This window comes from Pantoea pleuroti (assembly GCF_014156615.1).
Taxonomy (GTDB): domain Bacteria; phylum Pseudomonadota; class Gammaproteobacteria; order Enterobacterales; family Enterobacteriaceae; genus Pantoea; species Pantoea agglomerans.
Genome location: NZ_SBFD01000004.1, coordinates 143941 through 169526, shown reverse-complemented (window position 1 = coordinate 169526; position 25586 = coordinate 143941). Strand labels below are relative to the sequence as shown.

The following is a 25586-nucleotide window of genomic DNA, read 5'->3' as shown; positions in this document are numbered from 1 at the left end:
ATCAGACGCTGAACCCAGCGGGCTAAATATATTTTATGCTTGCTCTGCTTTTCCTGAATATAAACAAAATATAAATGAATGGTTTTTACTGAAATAATTACAGTATTGTTGAGCCTGGCGATAAGTATCAGCCTGGTAAGGGTCTGGTTTACTGCCTGATAAGTTAGAGACGTGTTAGTGTCGGGTTCAGCAATCACCTGAGTTTTCCAGGTTGCTGATCAAAAATTTATTTATCCCAGACTATTCAATTATCGTTTTGATTTTTCCTATTCGTGAAACATTTGTTAATGCTTTCCTTTTATCAACCAGGTCGAATGGCACTCTCATGAAAAATATACTCATTACCGGTTCAACAGGTTTTTTAGGCGGGGCAGTCGTAGCCAGTTTATTGCAGAACAGAGTTAAAGATCGCCTGCTGCTGCTGGTCAGGGACGAAAGCGTTGAAGGGGGATTAAGACGGCTTAAAGCAAACCTGAAAAACTTTGGTTTAAATGAGTCACTAATCAACATGATAGCCCAGGAAAATATTCTCCTGGGCGACCTGGCGTTGACGGAAAACTTTATTACTGACCCGCGGATTAATGACGTTACGCACGTGATTAACTGTGCAGCCGTCGCTTCTTTTGGCAATAATCCCTCTATCTGGAAAGTGAATGTTGACGGAACATTTCAATTTGCCGAGCGAATGAGTCGTGTCGCGGGCCTGAAAAAATTTATTCACGTTGGCACCGCAATGTCATGTGCGCCTGAGCCCGGCTCGCTGGTCACTGAACGTGAGCCAGGATCCCATCGGGAGCAGCATATTGTTGAGTATACCTGGAGTAAGGCCTCAATTGAAAAGCTGATGACAGAGAAGCTGCCTGGATTGCCACTGGTTATTGCCCGGCCGTCGATTGTGATAGGTCATTCCGATCAGGGGTGTCTGCCTTCAGCCAGTATTTTCTGGGTGTTCCGGATGGTGTTGGCATTGGGGAAGTTTACCTGCGACCTCGACGATCGTATTGACGTGGTTCCGGTTGATTACTGCGCGGAAGCGTTGGTTCTGCTTCTTGATGCAGAAGAGGTCATCAATGAGGTGATTCATATTTCTGCCGGAACACAGAGCAGTGTGACGTTTGCAGAAATTGATGAGGCGATGGCCAAAGCATCAGGGAACAGGGCACTAGGCGTTAATTACCAGAAGGTGTCTTTTAAACAGCTTTCTGACAGCAGAAGAACGTTTAAGGATCTATTTGGTCCCTGCAACGAAAGGATTATGTTGCGCGCAATGAACCTCTATGGTCATTTCTCAAACCTCAATGTGGTATTTGATAATTCCAAATTGCTGCAACTTGGCATGAACAAGCCCTCCAGATTCACTGATTATCTGGATCGCTGCGTACTGACGACACGTGATTCAACGATTGCCGAGCTGATGCAGGTTGATTTTAAGTAGTTAAAAAAAGAAGCCCGGGAAAAAATGAAGGTTAGTATTTAACCGTCAAAAAAGCGCCTCCAGCCGGAAGCGCTTTAGTCGTTTAAAATGTCATAGTCAGACCTGCGTAATATGCGCGTCCCGGCTCGTTATAGGTTGATGCACCATCAGCTTCGCGATATAGCTGTTTATCCAGCAGGTTATTAATCCCGGCATTGGCACGCAGATTTTTGGTGATGTCATAATTAAAATTGACCCCAAATACTGAATAAGCGCCGACTTCGCGATTCGACATTGAATTGTTTTCTGTGCGGGATTCCGCATACTGGCGTGGTTTCTGACGACCATACATTGTCCAGTTCAGATTAGTGGAGAAATCCTGCGTCACCTGCCAGTCCAGCATCGTATTGATAGTGTATTCAGGAATGATCGACAGCGGATTACCGGTCTTTTTATCCTTCGACTCGATCATATAAGTTGCGTTAGTCCGCCACTCCAGCTCGTCACTGACCAGCGGGATAGTGACATTGCCTTCCAGACCTTCCACTACCGCTTTGCCACCGTTACTCCATTGCAGGATATTGTTGCCATTAGAGGCGTAACCCAATACTTCCGTCCCGGAGACGATTTTGTTTTTATAGTCATTGCGGAACCAGGTGATACCCGCAATATAGCCATCCTGACTGAACTCGATACCCAGCTCTTTATTGATGCTGACTTCAGGATCGAGATTTTCATTACCCAGCAGATAGCAACTGCCACGGGTAACGTTGATCGGACAGCCATTTCCCCGCGTCGCCAGCAAATAGCCTTCGCTGGACTGATAAAGGTTAGGGGCTTTGAACGCACGGGCGATACCCGCTTTCAGGGTAAAACTTTCTCCCAGAGCCTGAGAAATATTGAGCGACGGACTCCAGTTCGCGCCAAAGGTGTCGTGATAATCAAAGCGCAGACCGGGGATGACTTCAGTGCTATCGGTCGCAGCAATATTATCTTCAAAATAGAGTGAGCTCAGCGTTGCGCTGTTTTTACTGTTGCGGCTGCCCGCATCACCACTGACACCATCGATGGATACGCCAGGCGCACTGGTGCCGTTCATTGAATTTGGATCGTTCAGCTCATCACGGTTCCACTCGGCTCCCAGCGTAACGGTCTGTTCACGCAGCAGTTCCAGCGGGAAGCTGACTTCACCTCCAGCCCGGTAACTTTCAAAGCGACTGGTTGAGAACGTATTGCTGTTGATCCGGCCTTCACCCGCACCCGCCGTGCCTTCATTCAGGCGGGTGTTATTGGTTTTTTCATAGTTAAAGGTGAGCTTAGATTGTCCCCAGTCCCAGATGCCATTATGCGCAAGGCCCCAGGTCTGACGATACAGACGGTTGGTTTCTGAACCATCCAGAGATTCGATCAAGGCATTACCGGCACCGTTGCTGTACTGGGTATCACCGGCGTAGATGTTGCCCTGACGGCTGTATCCGTAGCTGAAATCCAGCACCTGTAATGGCGTAATCTTCCACGACAGCACGCTGTTGATGTCTTTATTGCGAACACCTTCGCGACCGGCGGCGGCAGAACCATTGTGCGACTGGTTAATGTCGAAAGCATCGCTGTCGGTTTTGTTGATGTTGCCATAGAGCCGCATGGTCAGGGCATCGCCCGCCAGCGGACCACTCAGGTTAAAATTAGCGCGGCGGGTTGCGCCTTCTTTATCATCTTCCGGCTGGTTGGTATAAAGCGACAGCGATCCGCTCCAGTCATTGGTCGGGCGTTTGGTAATGATATTAACCACGCCACCGGCCGCGCCGGAACCGTAACGCGCTGCCGCCGGTCCACGAATCACTTCAATCCGTTCAACCATTTCTGGTGGTACCCAGTTTGAGTCACCGCGGGAATCGCGCTCGCCACGCCAGCTATAACGCACCGAATTGCGCGAGGTGGTCGGCACACCATCGATCAGAATCAGCGTATTTTCCGGCCCCATGCCGCGAATATCGATCTGACGATTGTTGCCGCGTACGCCGTTGGCGCTGTTGCCGGTAAGGTTTACGCCTGGCATTTTACGGATAATGTCGGAAAGGTCGTTGACCGGTGGTTTTTTCTCAATGTCCTGCGAGGTGATCACCGAAACGCCAGGCTGCTGTTTCAGCTCCTGTTCAGCGGTGACCAGCATCGTCTCATCATCAGCCAGCTTTTCTGTCTCTTCCTGATTAGCGCCGTTAGCAGAGGTACTCAATAAACCGGCCAGCAGTAGCGCAACAGGGCGCTTATGGACACGCATGGTTACATTCACTTAGAAAATCTCCCTGAAGTATTAAGGCATGTAAGCAAATGCGTATGATAATGATAATAGTTATCATTGTATATCGCGATAAGGCACCTTTACATTCCCTAACAATGGGCTATTTATTCGCCATAACGGTGAGCCAGGAGAGGGAAGTAACGGTAGTTTTACTTGTTGGTCATCACCCGAAAACTTCCTCAGATTTCGTGAAAACGCGTCTCTATGACTCCAGACTTATTAGGTCTGGAGTCACAGATAAACAATGGATAGAATGGCCCGCTCTTCAGTGACTAACAGGTATAAATGTGACCCCAGATCTGACACAGATCCCTTCGCGTTCAGCCCACGTAGGCCGCCATGTACTGATCTGGCTGGAGCAGGTTAAAAAGGCTTCACTCAGCGAGCTGGATAATTTTGGCGATGAAGGCACGGTGGAGCAGGTCATGAAGGTCTGGGTAAAACTCTCGCTGCTGATCAGCCGGCGCCGTCCTGAGATCGCTATCTCCTCATTGCTGAAACATGTCCTGCCGAACATCGGTTCGCAGCCACTCAAAACGCTGAACCGTTTACGCCTTAACCGGCTCTATAACATTCTGATCGCCGACGGTAAAAAAGAGGAGGCGCGGCGGGTGTTCGCGCTGACTAAACAATTTCTCGCCTGGGCCGAGATGCAGGGCTATCTCGATCATTCACCGATCGCTTCAATGAAAAAGCGTGATGTCGCGGGTCGTGCTACGCCACCGCGCAGTCGGCAACTCACCGATGCCGAGATCTGGGTGTTCTGGCACGGTCTGGATAACTGGGCACTCTCAGAACAGGCGCGCTGGGCGCTGCGTTTATGTCTGGTCAGCGCCCGGCGGCCGGATGAAATTGTGCAGGCGCAAAAAGCGGAGTTCGATCTGCAATTAGGATTGTGGATGCAAGGTACGCGCAATAAATCGCAGCGGGAGCATGTGCTGCCCATTTCACCGCTAATGCGTCTGTGCATCGAAGCACTGCTGCGCGCCGCCGATCCGGACTCACCCTGGCTGGTGCCCGCGCCACGCGATCCGCAACAGCCGCTGTCAAAAGGCGCGCTGAATCAGGCACTTCGCCGGATGATCCGCGCTCCCCGTGGGCTGGGACTGGAGGCGTTTACCCCGCGCGATCTGCGCAGGACTGCGCGTTCAAAGCTCTCAGCGCTCGACACGCCTAATGACGTCGCCCGAAAAATCATGAACCATGCGCTGGAAGGAATCGATCGGGTCTATGACACCCATGACTATCTGAGCCAGATGCGCAGCGCCATGACTATCTTTTCGAACGCGGTTGAGCAGATTATTGAATGCGAAAGTTACCATCTGCTGCGTCATCGCTATGATGGCGAAACCCTCACGCTGGACGATCTCTCGGTCATGGCGATGTCACGCTAACGCTTATATCGGCAACTGTCAGAAATGGTAGCGCAGCCAGGCAAAATAGACGTTGCCGTTGTTATGGGTGCCGGGAATATAGGTCATCTGGAAATCGAGAGCGCCATAGCCGACAGAGGCCAGCGGCAATAGTGCAGGCACCGGGATATAATCCCAGTTGTGCCGTGCGGTAAAGCCCGCCGTGTAACCCGCACCCCAGTGAAAATTCTGGTCGGCCAGCGGACGCCATGTTGCCACCCAGCCATAGCCACCAAATGGCTCCCATTTATTAAAGGAGTCCTTAAACGCCATTAAGTAGATGCCGTTCCAGTTCCCTTTTTCATCGTAGCGGGAGATACCTCCGCCCGCGCCCCAGGGTCTTTCATTATATTTATTGATGTGTTCACGATCATAAGTGGCCCTGTTGTGCCAGGTAATTGCGGGCAGATAAAAGTCGTAACCTTCAGGCTGCTGCCAGGTTGTGGCGACTTTATCACTGAAGTTATCCCAGCCCGCATTCACGGCCTCCACAAGTGTGGCGGAGTGGACTGAAAAAACGCTGAAAACGGTGGTCGTTATCAGCGCTTTAAGAATTGAAGTTTTGCGCACGCACGAATTCCTGCAATATCTGGTGTTAAATAAGGTAATAAAAGATTTAAGACGGATATTGTGACATCAGGAGTGACAACTACAGTTCAATGAACGGCCATTACAGGGTTTTATACTGGTCGAAAGTCATACAGTGACCCCGTTTCTCTGATAAGTCAGCAGGCGTGCTGACCCTATAAATGCCTCCCTGTCTTTATCAACTTCAGGCAGTCTTTCACGCGCAGACAATTCCCTGAAAAAATTCGTATTGTTTGCTAACAAAATCTTGCAATGATAATCGCAATGCGTATATTTCTCATTTGTTTTAGAGGTTCATCACACCCGCGCGCAGGCGCTCAGGGAAAGGTTTCTGGTTCCTCAAACCATAAGCAGGGCAGCGATGTCCGCAGGAAGCATGGTCGTGACAGTGGCAGCATAAAAACATAAAGATAATTGAGGAATTAATGAACGCTTTCGATCTTCAACACCCCGGGGCGACGGGCACCTCTGCTCTGCAAAGTCCATTCCGCCTATCCTTGCTGGCTGCCATCGTCGCCTCGTCGCTGGCGCATAACGCTGCTCATGCCGCAGAGACCGGCACACCCGCTGCCAGCGATAACCAGACTATGACGGTCAGCGCGTCAGCCGATGATGCCGTAGCCGCTTCGCCCGCCACCGATTACAGCGTACCGGTTACCCGTGCGGGCACTAAAATGCTGGGCACCGTGCGTGATGTCCCGCAGTCAGTCAGCATCGTCAGTAAGCAGCGTATGGCCGATCAGCAACTCCAGTCACTGAATGATGTGCTCGCAAATACCACCGGTATTCGCGGTATCAGTGGTGATATGGATCGCACCAACTACTATGCGCGCGGCTTTATGATCGACAACTATATGGTCGATGGTATCCCTACTGCCTTTGCCGCTCGCTGGAACCTGGGCGATGCGCAGACCGATATGGCACTCTATGAACGCGTTGAAGTGGTGCGCGGAGCGACTGGTCTGTTAACCGGACCGGGCAATCCATCAGCCTCCATCAATATGGTGCGCAAACACGCCGACAGTAAAGAGTTCGGCGGAACCGTCTCCGCCAGTTACGGCAGCTGGAATAAGCAGCGTTACGTGGCCGATCTCTCGGCTCCGCTCAGTGACTCCGGCAATGTTCGTGGCCGGCTGATCGCCGGCTGGCAGGATAACAACAGCTTCATAGAGCGCTACGGTGCCAAAAAACAGTTCATCTATGGCGTGGTTGACGCTGACCTGACTGACTCTGCCACGCTTTCGGTCGGCTATGAATTCAGCCAGGTCAATACGGATTCCACGATGTGGGGTGGCGCACCGCGCTGGTACACCGATGGCACGCAGATTCATACCCGACGCGGCTACAACACCGCACCTGACTGGGCCTACAACGATAAAGAGAACCGTAAAGTCTTTGTGAATCTGAAACAGGACTTCGACAACGGCTGGAACATCACGCTGAACGGCGCGCACAACGAGATGCGCCTGGACAGTAAGCAGATCTATCTTGATGGCTATTTCGATCGTAACACCGGGGCGGGCGTCTCTTCCTATGCCAACTATCCGGTGGTAGGCGGGACCGGTTACAACACCGGTAAACGTAAAGTGGATGCCGTTGATGCCTTCGCCAGCGGTCCTTATGAACTGCTGGGTCGTCAGCATGAGCTGATGGTGGGGGTCAATTACACTCGTCAGGATAACAAGTACTTCAGTACCTTTGAGAATATCTCATCGGAGTCGCTGGGCAACTACAACGAGTTTAACGGTCAGTATCCGGAATCGGCCTGGACGCCGCGTCTGCCTGCCAGCGACACCCAGCTGGTTCGCCAGAAATCGACTTATATGGCGACCCGTCTGTCGCTCGCGGATCCGCTGCACCTGATTATCGGTGCCCGTTACACCAACTGGAACCGTGAAACGCCGGGTGGTGAAATGGAAGAAAATAACACCACCCCTTACGGCGGATTGATTTATGACTTCGCTGAAAACTGGTCGGCTTACGCCAGCTATACCTCGGTGTTCCAGCCACAGGACTATCGCGATGCCAGCGGCGCTTTCCTGTCGCCCGTTATCGGCAAAAACTACGAGGCAGGCCTGAAATCTGACTGGATGGACAGTCGCTTCACCACCTCGATTTCGGTGTTCCGCACCGAGCTGAATAATGTCGGTGAAGCAACCACTCAGACGATTCAGGGTTCAGGTGATGTTGCCTACATTGGCCGTAAAGGCGTGGTGAGTCGTGGCGTGGAGTTTGAAGTCAACGGCGCATTAACCGACAACTGGCAGATGACCCTGGGCGGCACGCGCTACATTGCGGAAAACCGCGATGGCAGCACCTTTAACCCGCAACTGCCGCAGACCAGTTTTAACCTGTTCAGCAGCTATCGCCTGCCGACGTTGCAGCAGCTGACGCTGGGTGGCGGCGTGAACTGGCAAACACATATCTGGAATGATGTCGGTGGCCCGGAAGGCAATGGCACCTGGCGTGCCCGTCAGGGCAGCTATGCGCTGGTTGATCTCTTCGCCCGTTATCAGGTGAACAAAAATCTGTCGCTGCAGGGCAACCTCAATAACCTGTTCGACAAAGAGTATGACACCAACGTGGCCAGCTCTGTGGTCTACGGCGAACCGCGTAACTTCTCAGTGACCGCCAGCTACACCTTCTGATTTGTGTCGTTGTAAAGCCTGTGAAAAACGCCTCAGTTGAGGATTTTGAATCTTTATACAACAATATGGAATAAAGGATTTTATTTCAATTAACGTCCACATATCGACCACGCTAACAAAAAGCCCTGCATTGCGGGGCTTAGACCTTTGAGCAGGAGTGAATCACATCTGATTATCGCCGTAATGATTTTTAGGGAATGTTTTTGCCGGGATCGGAATGCTGAAGTCGGGTTTTGATTCGGTGATGATGGCATCGACTTCAGTCAGCGTGCGGAAGGTGATCCCGCAGTAAAGATTGTTGCACTGATGATAGGCGAGACCTTTTTATCAAGATATTCACTGTTGCGCGTTCGGGCTGACGCGCCGCATTTTGGACAACGATACATGGCATAATCTCCCTTCCGCTTCCCGGGGATTATAGCGTTATGCTTCGGCATTGCTCAATTATTCCTCTGTCGCCGTGACCGTCCAGTCCGTCAGCCTGACTTCAAATTCCAGTGCCGTGTAAAATCCCTGCCGTGTCACGGTGTGCGTGGCCTTTGTGATGGTCTAGTCACCCTCATCAGTGTCTGTCTTGAAGCCGTACATGATCGCGTGCAGCTCCGGGTAAAGTTCTGCACGGCCGCGCGCCAGCTGCATGCTGAATTCTGCCGCACCCGTTTCAGTGACTGCCATTTAGCGACGGCTACTCGCTTTGCGGCAAGCTCTGTTTTAAAGGTCTGGCGCATCACATATACATTGCCTTCGGCACCGTTCAGATAATGGCCTTCACGGCTGCTGGATTTTGGGGCAGTGTTCTTCCTCTGCCCGCGCACCCGGGTTTTTCGCTTCTTCCCGAAATTGAGATCCAGCCAGTACGCTTCAACGCCGGTATAGACGTCACGGTCTGCAACCCGGAAGCTGTGGCTGTCGCCGCTGGCGCGGGTAATCATGACGGAGGGAAGAACGCGCCCGCTTACCGTTCTGCCAGTACCGGGCGTGAAAAACAGCAGCATGCCGTTTTTTATCGTGGTGGAGGCCCCGAGCATTTCAGCCATGCGGGTTAAAAAACTGATGTCTGATTCCTGGGTCTGATCGGCGTGGTCGATTTCCAGATTTGCCAGCTCGGTGCTGATGGCCGGTGTCAGGTTATACCGGCCAGCAATGGCGGACACGACATAGCTTACCGTGCAGTTATGCCAGTTGTATTCGCGCTTAACGTTGATGTCATCGCGAAAATCCGCGCTTTTGGCCGTAATGCTGAGGCGATCAGGCGGGCCATTGTGGGCGACCTCATCCACAACAAACTTACCTTTTTCGACCAGCCCGCCATTCTGCCAGCCAATGACGACCCGGATCTCCGTTCCCCGGCGCGGCAGCTGGGCTGACCTTTATACTGGAACATGGGCGGCGCTGTCATTCTGGGACGCGCTGGAACACATCGACGATCCCGAGGCTGCTATTATTCCGTGCTGAAAAATGGTTGTTTGTTTCTATTCCCATTTTTCACAATGCCGCTCATCTGTTGCGGTCGCGCCATTTCAGAAAGGATGAGCACATCTGGTATTTTACTCACGCGGGCCTGCTTCGCTGGTTTGATACGCAGGGCTTTGACTGCCGGGATTGGAACGAGGCTGAGACCGTACTGGGACGTGATGGTATTCATTCCTATGCATTCGAGCGTCGCCATAACCCTGCATAACACCTGACGCAATCATGCACCTGCTGACCGGCCCATTGCGGCCGGTTTTTTATGCCCGTTACCCTCTGAATCTTTACCAAATCCCATCTCGCCATAATCCCAATACTTGCCAGAGATAACAACGCACTATAACGCGTTCTAAGGGCACTTGGTTTTGACAGGGTGCTGCGAATTCCTGCGGAGAAATAGGCCGTACATGGCACAGCCAGCGCGGCAGGCAGGCAGGCAGGCAGGCAGGCTGGCCGGGCGGGGTGGTCTCACCATGCCGCGTAGCGGGCGCGTGTCCCCCACCACACCTGCACGCAGTTTATGCGTAAAATTGTGAAGCAATTTTAACGTATCTGGCGTTGCTGGTTTTTTATGCTTATAGTGACAATTTTCTACTGTAAGGGACTGCAAATGAGTATCCATTTTCAGAATTATGGAATGCTCACCCGGAGGTAAAGGGTGATGAAAATCCGTGTCGTCGCAAGGACGGACATAAAGCTTTTGACGATCAATGTGCAATACGCATAGGCACGGCGCTGGCTCGATGTGGTTATGACGTTACTAAGTTACGAGTGCAGTTTTGCTGGCTACATCCTAAAAGCGAAGGCCACATACTACGCGCTGAAGAGCTAGCAAACGCCTTAAAAAACGCTCGCATACCAGGCGTTTTTCCAATGGTGAAGGTCAGCGCTGATAACTTTGAGGAGGTGCTTAAAAATCAGCGTGGGATTATCTTCTTTAAGGACTACTGGCGACGGGGAAATGAAAGTTTTCTTAACCGCAGTGGTGACCATATTGATTTATGGAATGGGGACCGGCTGACAACAAAACTCAGTTATCTCCGTATCCAGTGGGGACTGAACGTCGATGGATTATGGTCGAGTTTTGCTAATGCTAAGGAAATCTGGTTTTGGAAGGTGATATGAGGCTTCTAAAGATCACGCTGTTTACTTTGTTTGGGGCTGTCTGTGGCGCTGGGTTAATGTACTTGCTAATGCCGCTAATCAGTCGTGTTTTTGTTGGCACCATATATGGCGAGGATCAGATGTCTCAAAACTTCGCGATCTTCCTTATCGGAGCATTAGTTCTGGCTGTTCTGGGGGCGTTTTCAGGCTGGTACTTTGCCAATAAACTGATTAAGCCTCGTCAATCATAGTGCAGAATGCCTTCATGCGCGTTTTTTAAAAAAAAGAGCCACTTTGAGTGGCCCTTTTAATTAGGTGATGCCTCTAATTGGTTGAATGTAATGTATAATGCTCGCTTTTGAGGCTTATTCATGGCCAGCGTTGCCGTTCATTGTCCCCGTTGTCAGTCTGCTCAGGTTTATCGTCATGGGCAGAACCCGAAAGGACATGCCCGGTTTCGTTGCTGTGACTGCCACCGCGTCTTTCAGCTCACTTATGCTTATGAAGCCCGCAAGCCCGGGGTTAAAGAGCAGATCACCGTAATGGCTTTCAACGGAGCCGGGGTTCGCGATACCGCCAGGACACTGAAGGTCGGCATCCACACCGTTATCCGGACTTTAAAAAACTCTCGCCACGACGAGTAACATCATCTCCGGTAGTCCATGCTGATGTGGCGCTTATCTGTGAACTCGATGAGCAATGGAGCTTTGTCGGCCAAAGCCCGCCAGCACTGGCTCTGGTACGCGTACAACACAAAAACGGGTGGCGTGCTGTCCTACACTTTTGGTCCACGTACCTATGAAACCTGTCGTGAATTGCCGGCACTGCTCACGCCCTTTAACATCGGAATGCTGACCACAGATGACTGGGGGAGCTATGCCAGAGAGCTTCCGAAAGAGAAGCACCTGACCGGCAAGATTTTACTCAGCGCATTGAGCGCAATAACCTGACGCTGAGAACACGGATCAAACGGTTGGCCCGCAAAACGATCTGCTTTTCACGCTCTGTTGAGCTTCATGAAAAAGTCATCGGGGCATTCATCGAAAAATACATGTTCTTCTAATTGGAGGCATCACCACCGAATGAATACTGAAGCTATCAGGCTGTCAAATGAGCTCGCTGAAGCGGTGCCGCTGCTGGCTGGCAGCAGTCAGCGCCAGGATTATGAAGAAGCACTGGAACTGGTCGAATATCTGATTGAACATGAGCCGGATAATCCGCTGGTTGACCTGCTTTGCGCGCGCATTGCTCACTATGAAGATAAAGATCCGGAGCTGGCCGAATTTAATGCACGTCAAAGTCAAATCAGCACAGGCCCCGGCATTCTGCGCGTGCTTATTGAGCAACACAATCTTAGCCTGAGCGACTTCGAAAATGAGATAGGTAAAAAATCGCTGGTTAGCCGAATCCTCAGCGGCGAACGTCAGTTGACTGTGTCGCATATCCGGGCATTATGCGCCCGGTTTGGCCTGTCGCCATCTCTGTTTTTTTGATTTAAGCGTGCTGCGATGGACTATTAAGATTCGATAAGTCTTTATATTTTATCGGTCCGTGCTCTGAAGAAACGCCTCAACCGAGGCGTTTTTCATCACCTCCTGAATCTGTACTCAGTTAAAACGCAGTGCCAGGTTAAAACCTTCTGCCGACTCCACCACAATCGCCTTGAGCTGCTCCTGAAAGGCAATTTCACCCGTCACCAGCGCGCGTTTCACCAGGGCGAGATCCTCCGTCTCAAAACCCAGCGCGACCATCCGGGCGCTGCCATCATAGTCTTCCGGCAGTGGGCCAAACCGCTGCTGCGCATAGTCTGCCGAAGCAAACCGAACCGTGGCAGCACCGGCGCGCAAGACAAAGGCCCCTTCGGGACAGGCGAGCACCTTAGCGGCCCCAAACAGGCGACTATAGACCAGGGCTGAAAGCGCCGGATCCTGCGCGACAATCACAAACTCACTGATATTACGCACGCCATTGGGGTGACGCTGCCATGCCGGCTGCCATACCGCTTCGGGTGTCAGATGCTGGCAAAAAAAACTGCGGCCATTAGGCACCAGTGAAGGGCGAATCCGCACGGTCTGAAAGTGCGCTTCACTCACCGAACCGTCGGGCAGGGTGACCGGACGATGAAAGGCCGCTGGCGGTTCGCCATCCAGATCCTGCCGTTGCAGATGCTGAAACTCACTCTCTGCATCGCTGCTTTTCCACACCAGACCGCTCAATCCCAGCGGCGATTGCCAGAGATCGGCGCGCTGGCTCCCTTTGCCCGTCTCATAGCCCAGCAGTTCCAGGTAATTCTCACCAAAAATAGCCAGATGATTACTCGATCCCAGCGAGTGATGACCCCGTTCAGTGAGCTGAAAGCCGAGCCTTCGGAAGCGCGCGCTGGCGCTGTCGAGCTGGTCGGCCACGTTAATCACCGCATGATCAAGAATCGGTTGTGGAACCTGAACTGACATAGCAGCACTCCTTTTTTTTGTCATTGCGCCGCCACAATCTGCAACGCGCGCGGCACCAGCTGCGTGAAGTAGTCAACCGCCGGGCCAATCAACGCTTCATCAGGATCGAAGGCGGCGTGATGCAGACCAAATTCGCTGGCACTACCGATGCTGACAAACGCCCCCGGCACCTGCTGCAGATAGAAGGCAAAATCTTCTCCGCCCATCTGCGGCGACTCAGCATGCTCCGCGAGATAGCCACTCTGTTGGGCAACGTCCAGAGCAACATCCACCCAGCCTGGCGTGTTAATCAGGGCCGGCGGTCCTTCAGTCCACTCCAGTTCGGCGGTCGCACCAAACCCGGCGGCAATACCCTGAATCAGGGATCGCATGCGGTGCGGGATCTGCGCCCGGATTTCGCCGTTGTGGGTGCGTACGGTGCCCTCCAGCTCAACACTTTGCGGCAGCACGTTCCAGGTATTACCGGCGGTAAAGCGCGTTACGCTCAGCACCACCGTTTCCAGCGAGCTGAACACCCGGCTCGGCAGGGTCTGCAGAGCCGTTACGATATGGCTGGCAATTACAATCGAATCGATGCCCTCCTGCGGGCGCGCGGCATGTGCGCCTTTGCCCTCAATGCGGATCACAAAGCGGTCGACGTTGGCATAAAATGCGCCCGCCCGGCTGCGCAGCGTGCCCAGCGGCAGGTCGGGCGCGTTGTGCAGGCCGAATATCGCCTGAACGCCTTCCAGCGCACCGGCATCAATCAGCTGACGTGCGCCATTAAAGGTCTCTTCAGCGGGCTGAAACAGAATCCGTACCCGGCCTTGCAGCTTGTCTTCCTGCTGTTTCAGCTGCAAAGCCACGCCGAGCATCACGGCGCTATGAACGTCGTGACCACAGGCGTGCATCACGCCCGGCTGCTGTGATCGCCATGGGCGTTCGGTAATTTCTTCAATCGGTAACGCATCAATATCCGCGCGCAGGGCGATCAGGGGTTCGCCATGACCGATTTCTGCCACGACGCCGGTTTTCAGCCCCAGCGGCAACAGCCGGATTCCGGCCTGCTCCAGCCAGCGGGTAATACGTTCCGTGGTGGCAAATTCATGATTCGAAAGTTCCGGATGCTGATGCAGTTCGCGACGCCACTGCACCAGTTGGTCGGTTAAAGGCAAAGTCATGATTATCCCTGTTGTTCCGGCAGAAAAGGTTCGCCCAGCGTCAGCATCAGGCGATTAGCCCAGGCAAAAAAGGCGGTTGATTGAATCAGATCGAGCAGGGCGAGCGTATCGAGACCCTGTTCACGCAGTGCAGAGAGCTGCGACTGTGTCGGCTGGGCAGGGGTCAGCGACAGCGCTGCTGAGAATGCGATGATCGCCTGCCAGCGCGCGGCGTGTCCGTGAGATAGTACTGCGCCGGGTGCGACGTTCAGCAGCTTCTGTACCGCTTCATCCTGCTTTGAGAGCTGGCTGGCTTTACGCGCATGGACTGAGGCGCAGTAAATACAGCCGTTAATCTTACTCACCACGGTGGCAGCCAGTTCGCGCTCGGCACGTGGCAACCCTCCTGCGGTATAAAAAATGCCTTTATCGGTCAGGGTACGTTGCTCCAGCAGTGGCAGATTGCGCGCCAGCAGGCGAAAATAGTCGGAGTCGGTGTGACCGAATTTTGCCAGTGTCGCCTGCTCTTCCTCGCTGAATTCCGACAGCGGTTTTGCCGGCAGCCAGGGCTCCCAGCCGAGTTCCTGTTGCATAAACGCGGTCAGGGCAGTTTTGCCGCTGGCGGTATGTAAGGCCTCGTGCCAGTGACCGGCGACTACCGGGGCAACCTCATCCGGTGCCTCATCGCCCTGTAAGCTGCGCAGACCCGCCAGCAACCGGCTCTGAAAACTGACAAACGCCACCAGCTGTGCCAGTGTGACAATGCCGCGCAGGCTCCAGCCCGCCTGTTTCAAAGCCTCCAGATGCGCGGGAGCAGCAGTAACCGGCTCAAAGGTCAGGCGATGGGCAAAAGCCTGTGCCGCGTTGATCCGATCACTCCCGGCCAGACTCTCCTGTGGCTGGTAGTGCGCCTGCAGGCCGGGTTGTGCATGCCAGCCGGCAACCTGTGCGGCCAGCAGACGGCGCTCCGCCAGCGGAAAATCCTCATCACCCTGGCTAAACAACAGGGTGTAGCTACCCTGAGCATGTTGTGTGGCGGCGTGACGTGTCTGGCGCGCATGGGCCAGTTCGGAATCGGGATCGATATCTGCCAGTGTGGCGATCAAATCGTCAGGTTGATTCATGAAATTCTCCTGTGAGGTTCGCCAGCGGCACGAAGCGCGGGCGCAAGATGTTGGGCAATCAGTTCAATCGAGCGCAGCGTGTCGGCATGCGAAGGCTCAACCGAATGCACCTGAAATGAGATGTCGGTGACACGCGCCAGTGCACTGTCCTGCGCCAGCGAGTGCTGCACCTGATCGATGCCGCCAACATGGGCATCAAACTGCGCCAGCAGGTCATCAAAGCGTTCACCGCGTAATTCACCACGATACTGCGCAGCCTGCTGACGAATTCCCGGTTCAGCTACCTGACGGGCATAGCGGTCAGAATCGGCCACGAATGCGGTACGGGAGGCGAGGATGCGCGGAGGGGTTCCCGCAGGAAGTGCCGCAAGATAGGCATCGATCAGCGGATTCTGCAATGCATCCAGCGGCAGCTCAGGCTGGCCCGCCGGGCGCGGCTGGGTGCGGGACAGCATCAGGCCATGGCCGCCCTTAGCGGCACGGATTGCGCCCTCAACCGAGAAGGTGGCGATCCACACCCGTCCGGCAAGCTGCGGCGCGGCGGGATAGAGATGATTATCAGGATGCCCCAGTGAATCCCCGCGCCAGGCGCTGAGCAGCGTATGCAGATGGTCGGCAAAAGCTTCACCGCGCTCGGCAAAGGTCAGACCAAACGGCAAAAACGAATCCGGCGTGCCACCGGAGCCCAGCCCGATCTCCAGCCGCCCATCTGCCAGCAGATCCAGTACTGCGGCATCTTCAGCCACCCGCAGCGCATTCTCCATCGGCAGGGTGATGATGGCGGTGCCGAGCCGGATGGTGCGGGTCTGCGCGGCGACATGCGCCAGGAAGAGCAGCGGCGACGGCAGACCCCCCTCATCCTGATGAAAATGGTGCTGAGCAATCCACGCATTATCAAATCCGCAGCGTTCGGCATGCTGAATCTGTTCGGTGGCCAGCTGATAGCGCTGTTTCGCCGGCACCTTATCCAGCAGCCGGGTAAAAAATCCGAGACGTCGGCTCATGCTGACTCCTTGTGGGTTAAGGGAATAAGCGGAGGAATGGCAGCCATTAATTCCCGGGTATAAGGATGCTGTGGCGAACTGAAAATCGTGACAACGTCACCTTGCTCTGCGACTTCGCCCGCTTGTAACACCGTGACGCTGTCGGCAATCTGCCGCACCGTTGCCAGGTCGTGCGTGATAAACAGATAGGTCAGACCCAGTTCGGCCTGGAGCTGCTGCAACAGGTCGAGGATTTGCGCCTGCACCGTGACATCCAGCGCCGAGGTCGCCTCATCCAGTACCAGAATTTCCGGCTTGCAGATTAGCGCCCGCGCAAGAGCCACACGCTGCCGCTGACCGCCGGACAGTTCGTGAGGATGACGTGACAGCAGTGAGAGCGGCAGCGCCACCCGCGTGGTTATCGCTTCCACGCGCTCACGGCGCTGACTGCGGCTCAGCCGCTCAAAATTACGCAGTGGCTCTTCGATAATTGCATACAGCGTCTGACCCGGATCGAGCGAGGCAAATGGGTTCTGATAGACAAACTGGATCTTCCGCCGCAGCTGACGCAGCGCCTCGCCGCGTAATCCGTTGACCACGATGCCATCCATCGTCACCTCGCCGCTGTCGGCGGTTTCAAAACCCATAACGATGCGCGCCAGCGTGGTTTTGCCGGAGCCGGATTCGCCTACCAGGGCATGCGTGGTGCCGCGCGCCACCTGAAAGCTGACCTGGTTCAGTGCCTGCAGACGCTGCTGTTTGCCCAGCGAAAAGCTTTTCATCACGCCGGTTGCCCGGATGGCGGGGGCAGAAAAACGGGCGGTTGCAGATTTAACTCTGGCGGGTCGCTGCGGTGCCGCATCATTCAGTAACTGACGGGTATAAGGATGAGCAGGCGCGCTGATAACCTGTTCAGTGCGGCCCGATTCCTGAATCTCGCCGTGACGAAACACGATAATACGATCTGCGCGTTGCGCCGTCAGCGTCAGGTCGTGGGTGACAAACAGCACGGCGGTGCGGGATTCCTGCCGCAGGTTGTCCAGCAGATCGAGAATGCGCTTTTGCACCGTGACATCCAGCGCGCTGGTCGGCTCATCCGCAATGATGATCTCCGGCTGCAGGGCGAGGGCAATGGCGATCAATACCCGCTGCTTCATGCCGCCCGACAGCTGATGCGGATACTGCTTAACCCGCTGTTCCGGATGGCTGAGGCCGACGCGCGTCAGCAGGTCAATCACCCGCTGCTGGCGCTGCGCTGACGGTAATTTCAGGTGCAGTCGCAGGATCTCTTCCACCTGTTCGCCGACCGTTTTCACCGGGTTCAGGGAATTACCGGGATCCTGCGGTACCAGACTGATGCGCGCACCGCGCAGGGTATCGAAACGCTTTTGCGACCACTGACTGATATCCACGCCGTTGAGCAGGATTTCGCCACCTTCGCGGCGGCCATTTTCCGCCATCAGACCCATTATCGCCTGTGCGGTGGTGGTTTTACCGGAGCCGGACTCCCCGACCAGCGCCACCATCTCTCCGGCGTTCAGCTCGAAGCTGACGTTATGTACCACCGGCTGCCAACGGTTGCCGCTGCGATAGCTTAGCGTCAGATTGTTGACCACGAGTAACGGCTGAGCGCTCATTGGCGTCCTCCTGAAAGTTGCTGGCTGATGCGGTTGGCTGCGAGCACCACAGCGACCACCACCACACCAGGAAAAGTGGTCAGCCACCAGGCGGTAGCCAGATAATTACGCCCTTCAGCGATTAACAGCCCCCATTCCGGCACTGGCGGCGGGGTGCCGTAGCCGAGGAAACTCAGAGTCGAGAGCGCCAGAATCGCCTGACCAAATTGCAGGGCGGCATAGGCGATCACCGGCGTCAGCGCATTGGGAAGAATGTGACGCCACAACACGCTGAAAAAGCGGCCGCCGCTGCCGTAAGCCGCTTCGACATACTCACTGTGACGGATGCGCACCACTTCGGCGCGTGCCAGTCGGGCGAAGCTGGCGATGGAGGCAATGCCCACTGCTAATGCGGCATTCAGGGTGCCGAAGCCGAGCAAAATCAGCACGCTCAGAGAGAGCAGCAGCGCCGGAATCGCCAGCAGGACATCCACTGCGCGCATCACAATTGATTCAGTTTTGCCACCGATAGCCCCTGCCACCAGACCCAGCGCGGTACCTGCCAGCAGTCCGATCGCCACCGCCATGACGGCGGCGGAGAGCGAATGGGACGCGCCGTAAATGATGCGGGCAAAGAGATCGCGGCCGAGCTGATCGGTGCCGAGCCAGTGTCCGGCCTGCGGTGCGAGTCGCTGTGCACCCGCAACGCCTTCAATCGGGCTGGCCTGGGTAAAGAGGGCCGGGAACAGGGCCGCCAGTACGGCCAGCAGCATGACTGAAACGGCGAGCCACAGGCCCGGCGAAAACCGTAAAGTGCGCCTCTTTGCCGCCACGGGTTGCCGCGCGGCAGCGTAATCAACCAGACTCATGTTGCACCTCGTAACAGCTGTAAGCGCGGGTCAAACAGCGGCATCAGCAGATCCACCAGCAGGTTGATCACCACAAAACCCAGCGCAGAGATCATCACCACCGCCTGCAATACCGCCACATCCTGATTATTCACCGCCTGCTGCGTTAACTGACCGAGACCACCCAGGCCAAACACCGTTTCGGTAATCAGCGCACCGGCAATCAGTTCTCCCAGCAGCAGGCCTGCCACGGTGAGCACCGGCAGCATGGCGTTGCGCAGGATGTGCCGCCACAGCACAGAGTGCTCGCTGGCCCCTTTGGCGCGCGCCACCGCCACAAAAGGCCGGGTTGAAACCTCATCGATGCTGCGCAAAAGAATCTGTGCCAGTGGCGCTGAGATCGGAACGGCGACCGTAATGATGGGCAGAATCAGTCCCTGCCACGGTGAGGGATTGATCACCGGGATCCAGCGCAGCTGGAATGAGAAGAGCTGAATCAGGGCTATGCCGAGCCAGAAGGTTGGCACTGAGATAAAAAGCGCGGGCAGTGACTGCAGCAGATTACGCAGGCCGCGCAGGGCAGGCAGCCGCGACAGTGTCGCCAGCACGAATGCCAGCAGTGTCGCCAGCAAAAAGCCGCACAGAGCCAGTCGCAGCGTGCCAGGCAGATTGCTGGTCAGCAGTTCACTGACCGGCACGCCCGCCTGCACCGAATAGCCGAAGTCGCCGTGCAGCATCGCCGCCAGCGTGTGCAGATATTGCTGCCACAGCGGGCTGTCCGCGCCATAGGCCTGACGCATCTCAGCAATCTGCTGCGGACTCAGGCCGAGATCCGGATTCTGAAACTTGATCAGGACCGCATCGCCTGGCAGCACCTGTAGCAGCACAAACGACAGGGTAAACGCGGCCCACAGGACCAATATACCCAGACCAGCGCGTTGCAGCAGATAATGACGCATCCTCACCTCCGGTTACTGTTTTTCCAGCCAGGCGCTATAGAGCGCCGGACGGCCCACTGCTTCAAAACTGACCCCTTTCAGCCAGGGCGCACCGGCATAGACCTGCGGCTCTTCGAAGATCGGAATCACATAGGCCTGGTCCAGCAGATAACGCTGAACGTCACCGGTCAGCTGTAACCGTTTTGCCGGGTCAACTTCAGCGGAGATCGCAACCAGCAGCTGGTTCAGCTTGTCATCGCGGAAGTTTTTCACTTTGTCGCTGGAGCCGCCTTTCTGCAGCAGGTTGTCGCGGTTAGCCGGGTAGAAACTGCTTTTGATCACGTCGGGATCGGCACGGCCGACTTCGGTGACGTTCAGCGGGGTCTTAAGGGGATCGAGGTTATCCAGCGTTTTGCTGCCGGCATCGCCCGCTTTAACGCTGAGGGCGACGCCCGCCTGGCGCCACTGCTGTGCCACCAGTTGCAGCACCTCTTTGTTTTGCGGCTGCGGCAGTGATTCATAGACGGTTAGTGCCAGTCGCTGGCCTGCTTTTTCACGGATGCCATCGGCACCGGGTTGCCAGCCCGCCTGGTCCAGCAATACCTTCGCTTTTGCCAGATCAAAAGTGAGTTTGTCCGCCAGATTGACGTAGCCGGCGGCGGTGGTCGCCACGACCGAGGTTGCCTGCGGATAGTTCGGCGAGAAGAGCGTCTCAACCACCTGTTTCGCATTGGTGGCGTGTAGCAGCGCCTGACGCACCCGAATATCGCTGACCAGCGGATTATCCGGACGGAAGCTGAGGCTGTCGTTTACGCCACGGGTCGGCGCGGCATAAACCGGGAAGTTCTGATCTTTAGCCTGCTTCTCATCGTAGGCCTGCACCTGACGGATCAGGCCTGCCTGACCCGCCAGCAGTGCACCAATGCGCACGCTGTCTTCCGGCGTCACGATCACTTTTATCGCATCCAGATTGGCCGGACCTTGCTGCTGAATGTTTTTCGGTCCCCACTGATAATCTTTACGTGCCACCAGATCCACTTCCCGACCGAGCTTCTCATCACTGACCACAAACGGGCCTGAGCCGATAATGTGACGGGCATCGCCCAGCTGATCGAAACTGCGCGCCAGGGTACTCAGCGAGACCAGGCCAGAGCCAATGGTGGCGGTGCCCTGTAAAAATCCGGGCGAGGGTTTTTTGAAATAGAATTTCACCGTCAGCGGGTCGATCACTTCGCTGCGTTCATAGTTATTAATCACTTCCGATACCGGCAGGCGCAGCGCTTTATTTCCCAGCCCGTAGGTATCAAAGTTTTTCGCCACCGCGTTCGCATCTAATGGTGTGCCATCGGAAAAAGTCACGCCAGGCCGTAATTTAAAGGTGTATTCGGTTTTGTCTGCGTTGGTAGTCCAGCTTTCCGCAATCCAGGGTTCAACCTGCAGCGTTTCGGGATTCTGCCAGGTTAATTTATCGGTAATCTGATTGAGAATGCCGCCATTAGGGTAAAAGCCGCCGGCAGGCGGATAGAGGTTGGTATGTGCCTGCTGTTCAAGATAAATCAGCGTACCGCCTTTGACCGGTGTAGCCACCGCGTTAAAGGTCAGAGTCCCGGCAAGTAAAGTAAAAACCAGCGTTTGTGCGCGTGGTTTAAGGGGAAATAACGTCTTCATGGTGAATTCCTTTGTTATCAATTGCCTCAGCAGGCGGAATCATCATCGAATGACGCAACACACAGATAAAGTAACGATTTGGTCAAAGCTTATCTGAAAAAAATAAATGCGGGATTGGGTGGGATGTAATCTCTTTATTTCAGTTGCAGGATGGCAAATAAATTTCTGCCATCCTGCCGGGTAATATTTTATCAACGGCAAACAGCGGATTAATCAGGGAACGCTATTCCGCGCACAATTTCCGCTGGCCTGCACGCAGAAAAGTGCTGACCAGAACCAGCCACAGCAGACCGCAGATCAGGTTCACCACACTGAAGCCGCCGGTGCCGTAACTAAAATAGGCGGTTTTGGCTGCTTCAATGCCCAGCGCAATAATCAGAATACTCACCATGCCGAGCATCGCCGCCACGCTGCCTTTTCCGGCGCTGCTGGAAAAGAGCGTCATGCGATAGAGTCCGGCGCTGACCAGCCCGGTGCCGAAGCCGTAGAGGCTAATTCCGGCAGTCAGCCACAGATAGCTTTGCGGATTTAGCACGGTAGCGGTGACTGCGATTGCCAGCCCGCAGACCACCGGCCAGGCCCCGAGCCGTAACGGCTGTTCAATGGGCAGACGGCTGGATAAGCGTCCCAGCGTCAGGTTGCCCGCAATCATGGCGGCGAAGACCGGCAGCTGTAATAACGCATAGTCGATGCGGCTGAGTCCCGCATCGTGAATTAAAATCACCGGCGACAACGCGACCCAGGCGATGCAGGGCACGGTGACCAGCCCTATGGCCAGCGAGCCACGCATCACCTGACGATCCTTCAGCAACGCCGCGTAACCGCTGATAATCGATCGCAGCGACAGCGGTTTCTGCCGGTCGCCTGCGGTTTCGGGCATCGCAAACCACAGACCCGCCAGCGCCAGCGCCGCGACAGCGCCAATCAGCCAGAACAGGGTGCGCCATTCACCTACGGTAAGAAAAGCCGCGCCCGCCAGCGGACCGGCCAGCGGGGCCAGCAGGGCGACGTTGGCCATCAGCGCCATCATTTTGATGCTGAGCGATTCCGTAAAGGCCTCCTGCACCGCCGCGTAGCCTACCGCGCCAATAAAACAGAGGCTGACGCCCTGCAAAAAACGCAGCAGGACGAACTGCTCAATGCTTTGCACCCAGTGCGTCGCCACACACGAGAGCATAAAAAAGGCCACGCCGCTGAGCAGCACCGGACGCCGCCCGATGCGGTCAGAGAGGGGGCCAAGCAGCCATTGCAGCATAATGCCACCGGCCAGATAGGCGGTGAGCGAAGTAGAGACCCACTCCGGCCCGACCTTAAATTCCTGAGTCACCAGCAGCATACCGGGCTGGATCATGTCGTGAGCGATATAGGTGGCGAACTCAAACAACACCAGCGACAGCGGAAAGATCAGATGTCGTCGGGTCAGTTGCGCGACCGGTTCGAAAAAAGCCATTACGGATACCTGCGATAAAGCCATTAAAAAAGCGGCCACCAGGCTGACCGCATAATTTCAGCGTGACGGTGTAACGCTTATTGCCAGCGGGCGATCGGGTTAATCAGCGTTCCGGCGAACTTGAGGTTCTCAGCGGGATCGGCGAGGTTTATCATCTGCTGATTATTCGCCAGCTGCAGGCGGTTCAGGCAAGAGCGGGTAAACTCCGGCGCGAACATGTCATAGCGCGCGAACTTAGTGGCATGCTCCGGGTGCGCCTGCTGGTAATCTTTCACGCACTGCGCCACCGCCTGCCAGAACTCTTCCTCCGGCAACGTTCCTGACTGATGCAGGATCGCGCTGATAAAGCGGAAGATGCAGTCAAACACATCGGTGAAGATTGAGAGCAGCTTCAGGTTCTCCGGCACATCCACCGCCAGACGCTGCACGCCTTCCGGCAGCACCGCATCCGGATTCATCACGGCGATCTCTTCGCCGATATCCTTCATGTATGCACTGACCGGCACGTTGTTCTCCAGCAGCATGATGAGGTTTTCACCGTGCGGCATAAACACCAGGTCATGCTGATAGAAGCAGTGCAGCAGCGGGCTGAGATAGCAGGTCAGGTAGCGTTCTATCCACTGCTTCGCGGGCAAACCAGAATCCGCTATCAGCGCAGGCAGCAGTGCCTGCTGCTGGTGATCGACATGCAGGAAAGAGGCCATGGTCATCAGGCGCTGGCCGGGTTGCAGGCTGGCCGCAGGATTATCCCGCCACAGCGCTGCGAACATCTTTTTATAGGCGGAGTCGCCTTTGATCGCCTGCTCATAGTAGCGGTTGTGATAGCCGACCGCCGCGACTTCGCGCAGGATGCGGAAATCACAGCGATTCAGCCACGCATCGCCAGCAACCAGTTGTTCCAGCCAGCCGTTTATCGCGGGCGTTGTCGCCATATAGTAGGGCGACAGACCGCGCATAAAGCCCATGTTCAGCACCGACAGGGCGGTTTTCACGTAGCGTTTCGCGGGCTGGCTGCGGTTAAAGAAGGTGCGGATCGACTGCTGTGCCTGGTAAGCATCGTCTCCGGTGCCGAGATAAACAATATCGTGACTGGCGATGTCCGCCGCAAACACGGTCAGCAGCTTATTCTGCCACTGCCACGGATGCACCGGCATCAGGATATACTCCTCAACCGCCAGCCCTTTATTCTCCAGCTGCGCATTAAACTGCTCCAGGGTGGTATCGCCCAGTTCATCACGCATCAACTGCTCATAGCTCAGCTCGCTGAGGCTGGAGAAATGGGCGTTGCGGCGATGAACCGCGACCCAGATGAGGTGAACGGGCGCAGCGGCCTCGGGCGCATACGCCAGATAATCATGGGCATCGAAGCCAATACGCCCGTTGTTGGCAACAAAGCAGGGATGGCCTTCGGTCATCGCCGCTTCCACCGTCTGGAAATCGGCTGAGACCAGCGCCTGGCTGTCAGGATTATTCTTCTGCAGCTTATAAACGCTGCTGCACAGCGTGCTGCTGATCTCTTCCATGTAGGTCGCCAGCAGTGCCTGTGTAATACCGATCTCCCCGTTAAACTCCACGATAAACTTCAACGCATCCAGCGGCAGATCACGACCGTTCTCCTGCTTGCGTAGTGAGCCGTCGTCGATTTCCCAGTGATCCAGCGCCAGCCGCGACGCCCGGAAATGGTAGCTCGCTTCACCGCCTGGCACCGCAAGCTGATAGCTGCCGTCGCCCGACTCCTGTGGCGTAATGATTTTCTCATGCGCGAACTCGGCAATCGCTTTCCGGATCAGCATGCGGTTTGCCTGCGCCCATTGGTCGCCCGTCAGATGTGTACCGTTCATCAGAGAAGAGGGGGTGTTCATAGTCTGCGACTCCTGCAGTAACGCGTGTTGATAATCTTCCCGCTGGCAAAAGGCCAGCCAGGCGGTTTTATGACCCATGTCGATGGTGTGCTGATAGCGGAACCCGGCACGCTTATTCAGCACGTGAATCTTCTCATTGCGCACATCTGGCTCTACCACCACGCGGCGCACCTCGGGGCGGCTGAACATGTAGTCCATCACCAGCGTGAAGACCTGCCAGCTGAAGGCTCTGATCGGCTGGCTGGCGGGGGCAATCAGAATATGCATGCCGTAATCATCGGGTGCGGCAGGATAAAACTTGCCGACCTCATCGTCGCTGGCGCGATAGCACTCAATCAGGCAGACCGGCTGGTCGTTGCAGCAACCAATCAGCGCAGCATGGGGATCGGCTGCAGTCAGCGTCTGATAGAACTCAGCGACCTGATTCAGGCTCTGCTGCTGCATGCCCCAGAAGCGGGCGTAATCGCGGGTGACCCAGCTATGAACCAGCGGCGCATCGCTGGCGAGCATGGGCCTCAGGGTGAACTGGCCTGCGGGGCGGGCGGCGCTGAACAGTGTTTGTGAACTCAT

General features: G+C 55.3%; 17 protein-coding genes and 3 pseudogenes. 6 read left to right on the top strand and 14 right to left on the bottom strand.

Annotated features, from left to right (window positions below):
• The first annotated feature begins 325 nt into the window (after positions 1–325).
• Positions 326–1435: an SDR family oxidoreductase gene (locus EPG66_RS11525; RefSeq protein WP_182686882.1), complete on the top strand. Its 1110-nt coding sequence runs from the start codon at positions 326–328 to the stop codon at positions 1433–1435.
• Positions 1436–1517: 82 nt separating this feature from the next.
• On the opposite strand, the gene EPG66_RS11520 is transcribed toward EPG66_RS11525, so the two are convergent.
• Positions 1518–3692 carry a TonB-dependent siderophore receptor gene (locus tag EPG66_RS11520; protein WP_182687142.1) on the bottom strand — a complete coding sequence of 725 codons (2175 nt, stop codon included), beginning with the start codon at positions 3690–3692 and terminating at the stop codon, positions 1518–1520.
• Between the two features lie 308 nt (positions 3693–4000).
• Between EPG66_RS11520 and EPG66_RS11515 the strand changes: the two genes are divergently transcribed.
• Positions 4001–5107 (top strand): tyrosine-type recombinase/integrase, encoded by a 1107-nt coding sequence (locus EPG66_RS11515; protein ID WP_182686880.1) that lies wholly within the window; start codon positions 4001–4003, stop codon positions 5105–5107.
• Between the two features lie 18 nt (positions 5108–5125).
• On the opposite strand, the gene pagP is transcribed toward EPG66_RS11515, so the two are convergent.
• A complete protein-coding gene (gene pagP / locus EPG66_RS11510; RefSeq protein ID WP_069026776.1) occupies positions 5126–5695 on the bottom strand; it encodes a lipid IV(A) palmitoyltransferase PagP in 570 nt (189 codons plus the stop codon).
• Between the two features lie 443 nt (positions 5696–6138).
• Between pagP and fhuE the strand changes: the two genes are divergently transcribed.
• Positions 6139–8361, top strand: a complete 2223-nt coding sequence (gene fhuE / locus EPG66_RS11505; RefSeq protein ID WP_182686878.1) for a ferric-rhodotorulic acid/ferric-coprogen receptor FhuE — start codon at positions 6139–6141, stop codon at positions 8359–8361.
• Positions 8362–8805: 444 nt separating this feature from the next.
• Here fhuE and EPG66_RS11495 read toward each other — a convergent pair.
• Both EPG66_RS11495 and EPG66_RS11490 read right to left on the bottom strand, forming a co-directional pair.
• A pseudogene (locus tag EPG66_RS11495) lies at positions 8806–9722 on the bottom strand (contractile injection system protein, VgrG/Pvc8 family); the annotation flags it as partial.
• A gap of 80 nt (positions 9723–9802) precedes the next feature.
• Entirely contained in the window at positions 9803–10030 is a 228-nt protein-coding gene (locus EPG66_RS11490) for a hypothetical protein (RefSeq protein WP_039389923.1), read from the bottom strand.
• 512 nt (positions 10031–10542) lie between these two features.
• Between EPG66_RS11490 and EPG66_RS11485 the strand changes: the two are divergent.
• From EPG66_RS11485 to EPG66_RS11475, 3 genes and pseudogenes are all read left to right on the top strand, one after another.
• Positions 10543–10956 (top strand): annotated as a pseudogene (locus EPG66_RS11485) (T6SS effector amidase Tae4 family protein); the annotation flags it as partial.
• Positions 10957–11306: 350 nt separating this feature from the next.
• A pseudogene (locus EPG66_RS11480) lies at positions 11307–11998 on the top strand (IS1 family transposase).
• A 19-nt stretch (positions 11999–12017) separates the two neighbouring features.
• Entirely contained in the window at positions 12018–12428 is a 411-nt protein-coding gene (locus EPG66_RS11475) for a helix-turn-helix domain-containing protein (RefSeq protein ID WP_069026771.1), read from the top strand.
• 114 nt (positions 12429–12542) lie between these two features.
• On the opposite strand, the gene EPG66_RS11470 is transcribed toward EPG66_RS11475, so the two are convergent.
• The 10 genes from EPG66_RS11470 to EPG66_RS11425 all read right to left on the bottom strand — a co-directional run bounded on the left by EPG66_RS11470 (position 12543) and on the right by EPG66_RS11425 (position 25586).
• Positions 12543–13388, bottom strand: a complete 846-nt coding sequence (locus EPG66_RS11470) for a VOC family protein (RefSeq protein ID WP_182686876.1) — start codon at positions 13386–13388, stop codon at positions 12543–12545.
• Positions 13389–13408: 20 nt separating this feature from the next.
• A complete protein-coding gene (locus EPG66_RS11465; RefSeq protein WP_182686874.1) occupies positions 13409–14548 on the bottom strand; it encodes an amidohydrolase in 1140 nt (379 codons plus the stop codon).
• A gap of 2 nt (positions 14549–14550) precedes the next feature.
• Positions 14551–15651, bottom strand: a complete 1101-nt coding sequence (locus tag EPG66_RS11460; protein WP_182686872.1) for an alkylhydroperoxidase domain protein — start codon at positions 15649–15651, stop codon at positions 14551–14553.
• The gene (locus EPG66_RS11455) at positions 15648–16655 is read right to left on the bottom strand and encodes a putative FMN-dependent luciferase-like monooxygenase (protein ID WP_182686870.1); all 1008 of its coding nucleotides are present in this window, start codon (positions 16653–16655) and stop codon (positions 15648–15650) included. The genes EPG66_RS11460 and EPG66_RS11455 overlap by 4 nt, the downstream gene beginning before the upstream one ends.
• On the bottom strand, positions 16652–18271 hold the full coding sequence (locus EPG66_RS11450) for a dipeptide ABC transporter ATP-binding protein (protein ID WP_182686868.1): 1620 nt from the start codon (positions 18269–18271) through the stop codon (positions 16652–16654). Before EPG66_RS11450 ends, EPG66_RS11455 begins: the two co-directional genes overlap by 4 nt.
• Positions 18268–19119, bottom strand: coding sequence for an ABC transporter permease (locus EPG66_RS11445; protein ID WP_069026765.1), 852 nt, complete (start codon positions 19117–19119; stop codon positions 18268–18270). The genes EPG66_RS11450 and EPG66_RS11445 overlap by 4 nt, the downstream gene beginning before the upstream one ends.
• A complete protein-coding gene (locus tag EPG66_RS11440) occupies positions 19116–20057 on the bottom strand; it encodes an ABC transporter permease (RefSeq protein WP_069026764.1) in 942 nt (313 codons plus the stop codon). The genes EPG66_RS11445 and EPG66_RS11440 overlap by 4 nt, the downstream gene beginning before the upstream one ends.
• A 12-nt stretch (positions 20058–20069) precedes the next feature.
• Positions 20070–21704: a TIGR04028 family ABC transporter substrate-binding protein gene (locus EPG66_RS11435; protein ID WP_182686866.1), complete on the bottom strand. Its 1635-nt coding sequence runs from the start codon at positions 21702–21704 to the stop codon at positions 20070–20072.
• A 223-nt stretch (positions 21705–21927) separates the two neighbouring features.
• Complete coding sequence (locus tag EPG66_RS11430) at positions 21928–23154, bottom strand: MFS transporter (RefSeq protein WP_182686864.1); 1227 nt, start codon at positions 23152–23154, stop codon at positions 21928–21930.
• Between the two features lie 77 nt (positions 23155–23231).
• Positions 23232–25586: a GNAT family N-acetyltransferase gene (locus EPG66_RS11425; protein ID WP_182686862.1), complete on the bottom strand. Its 2355-nt coding sequence runs from the start codon at positions 25584–25586 to the stop codon at positions 23232–23234.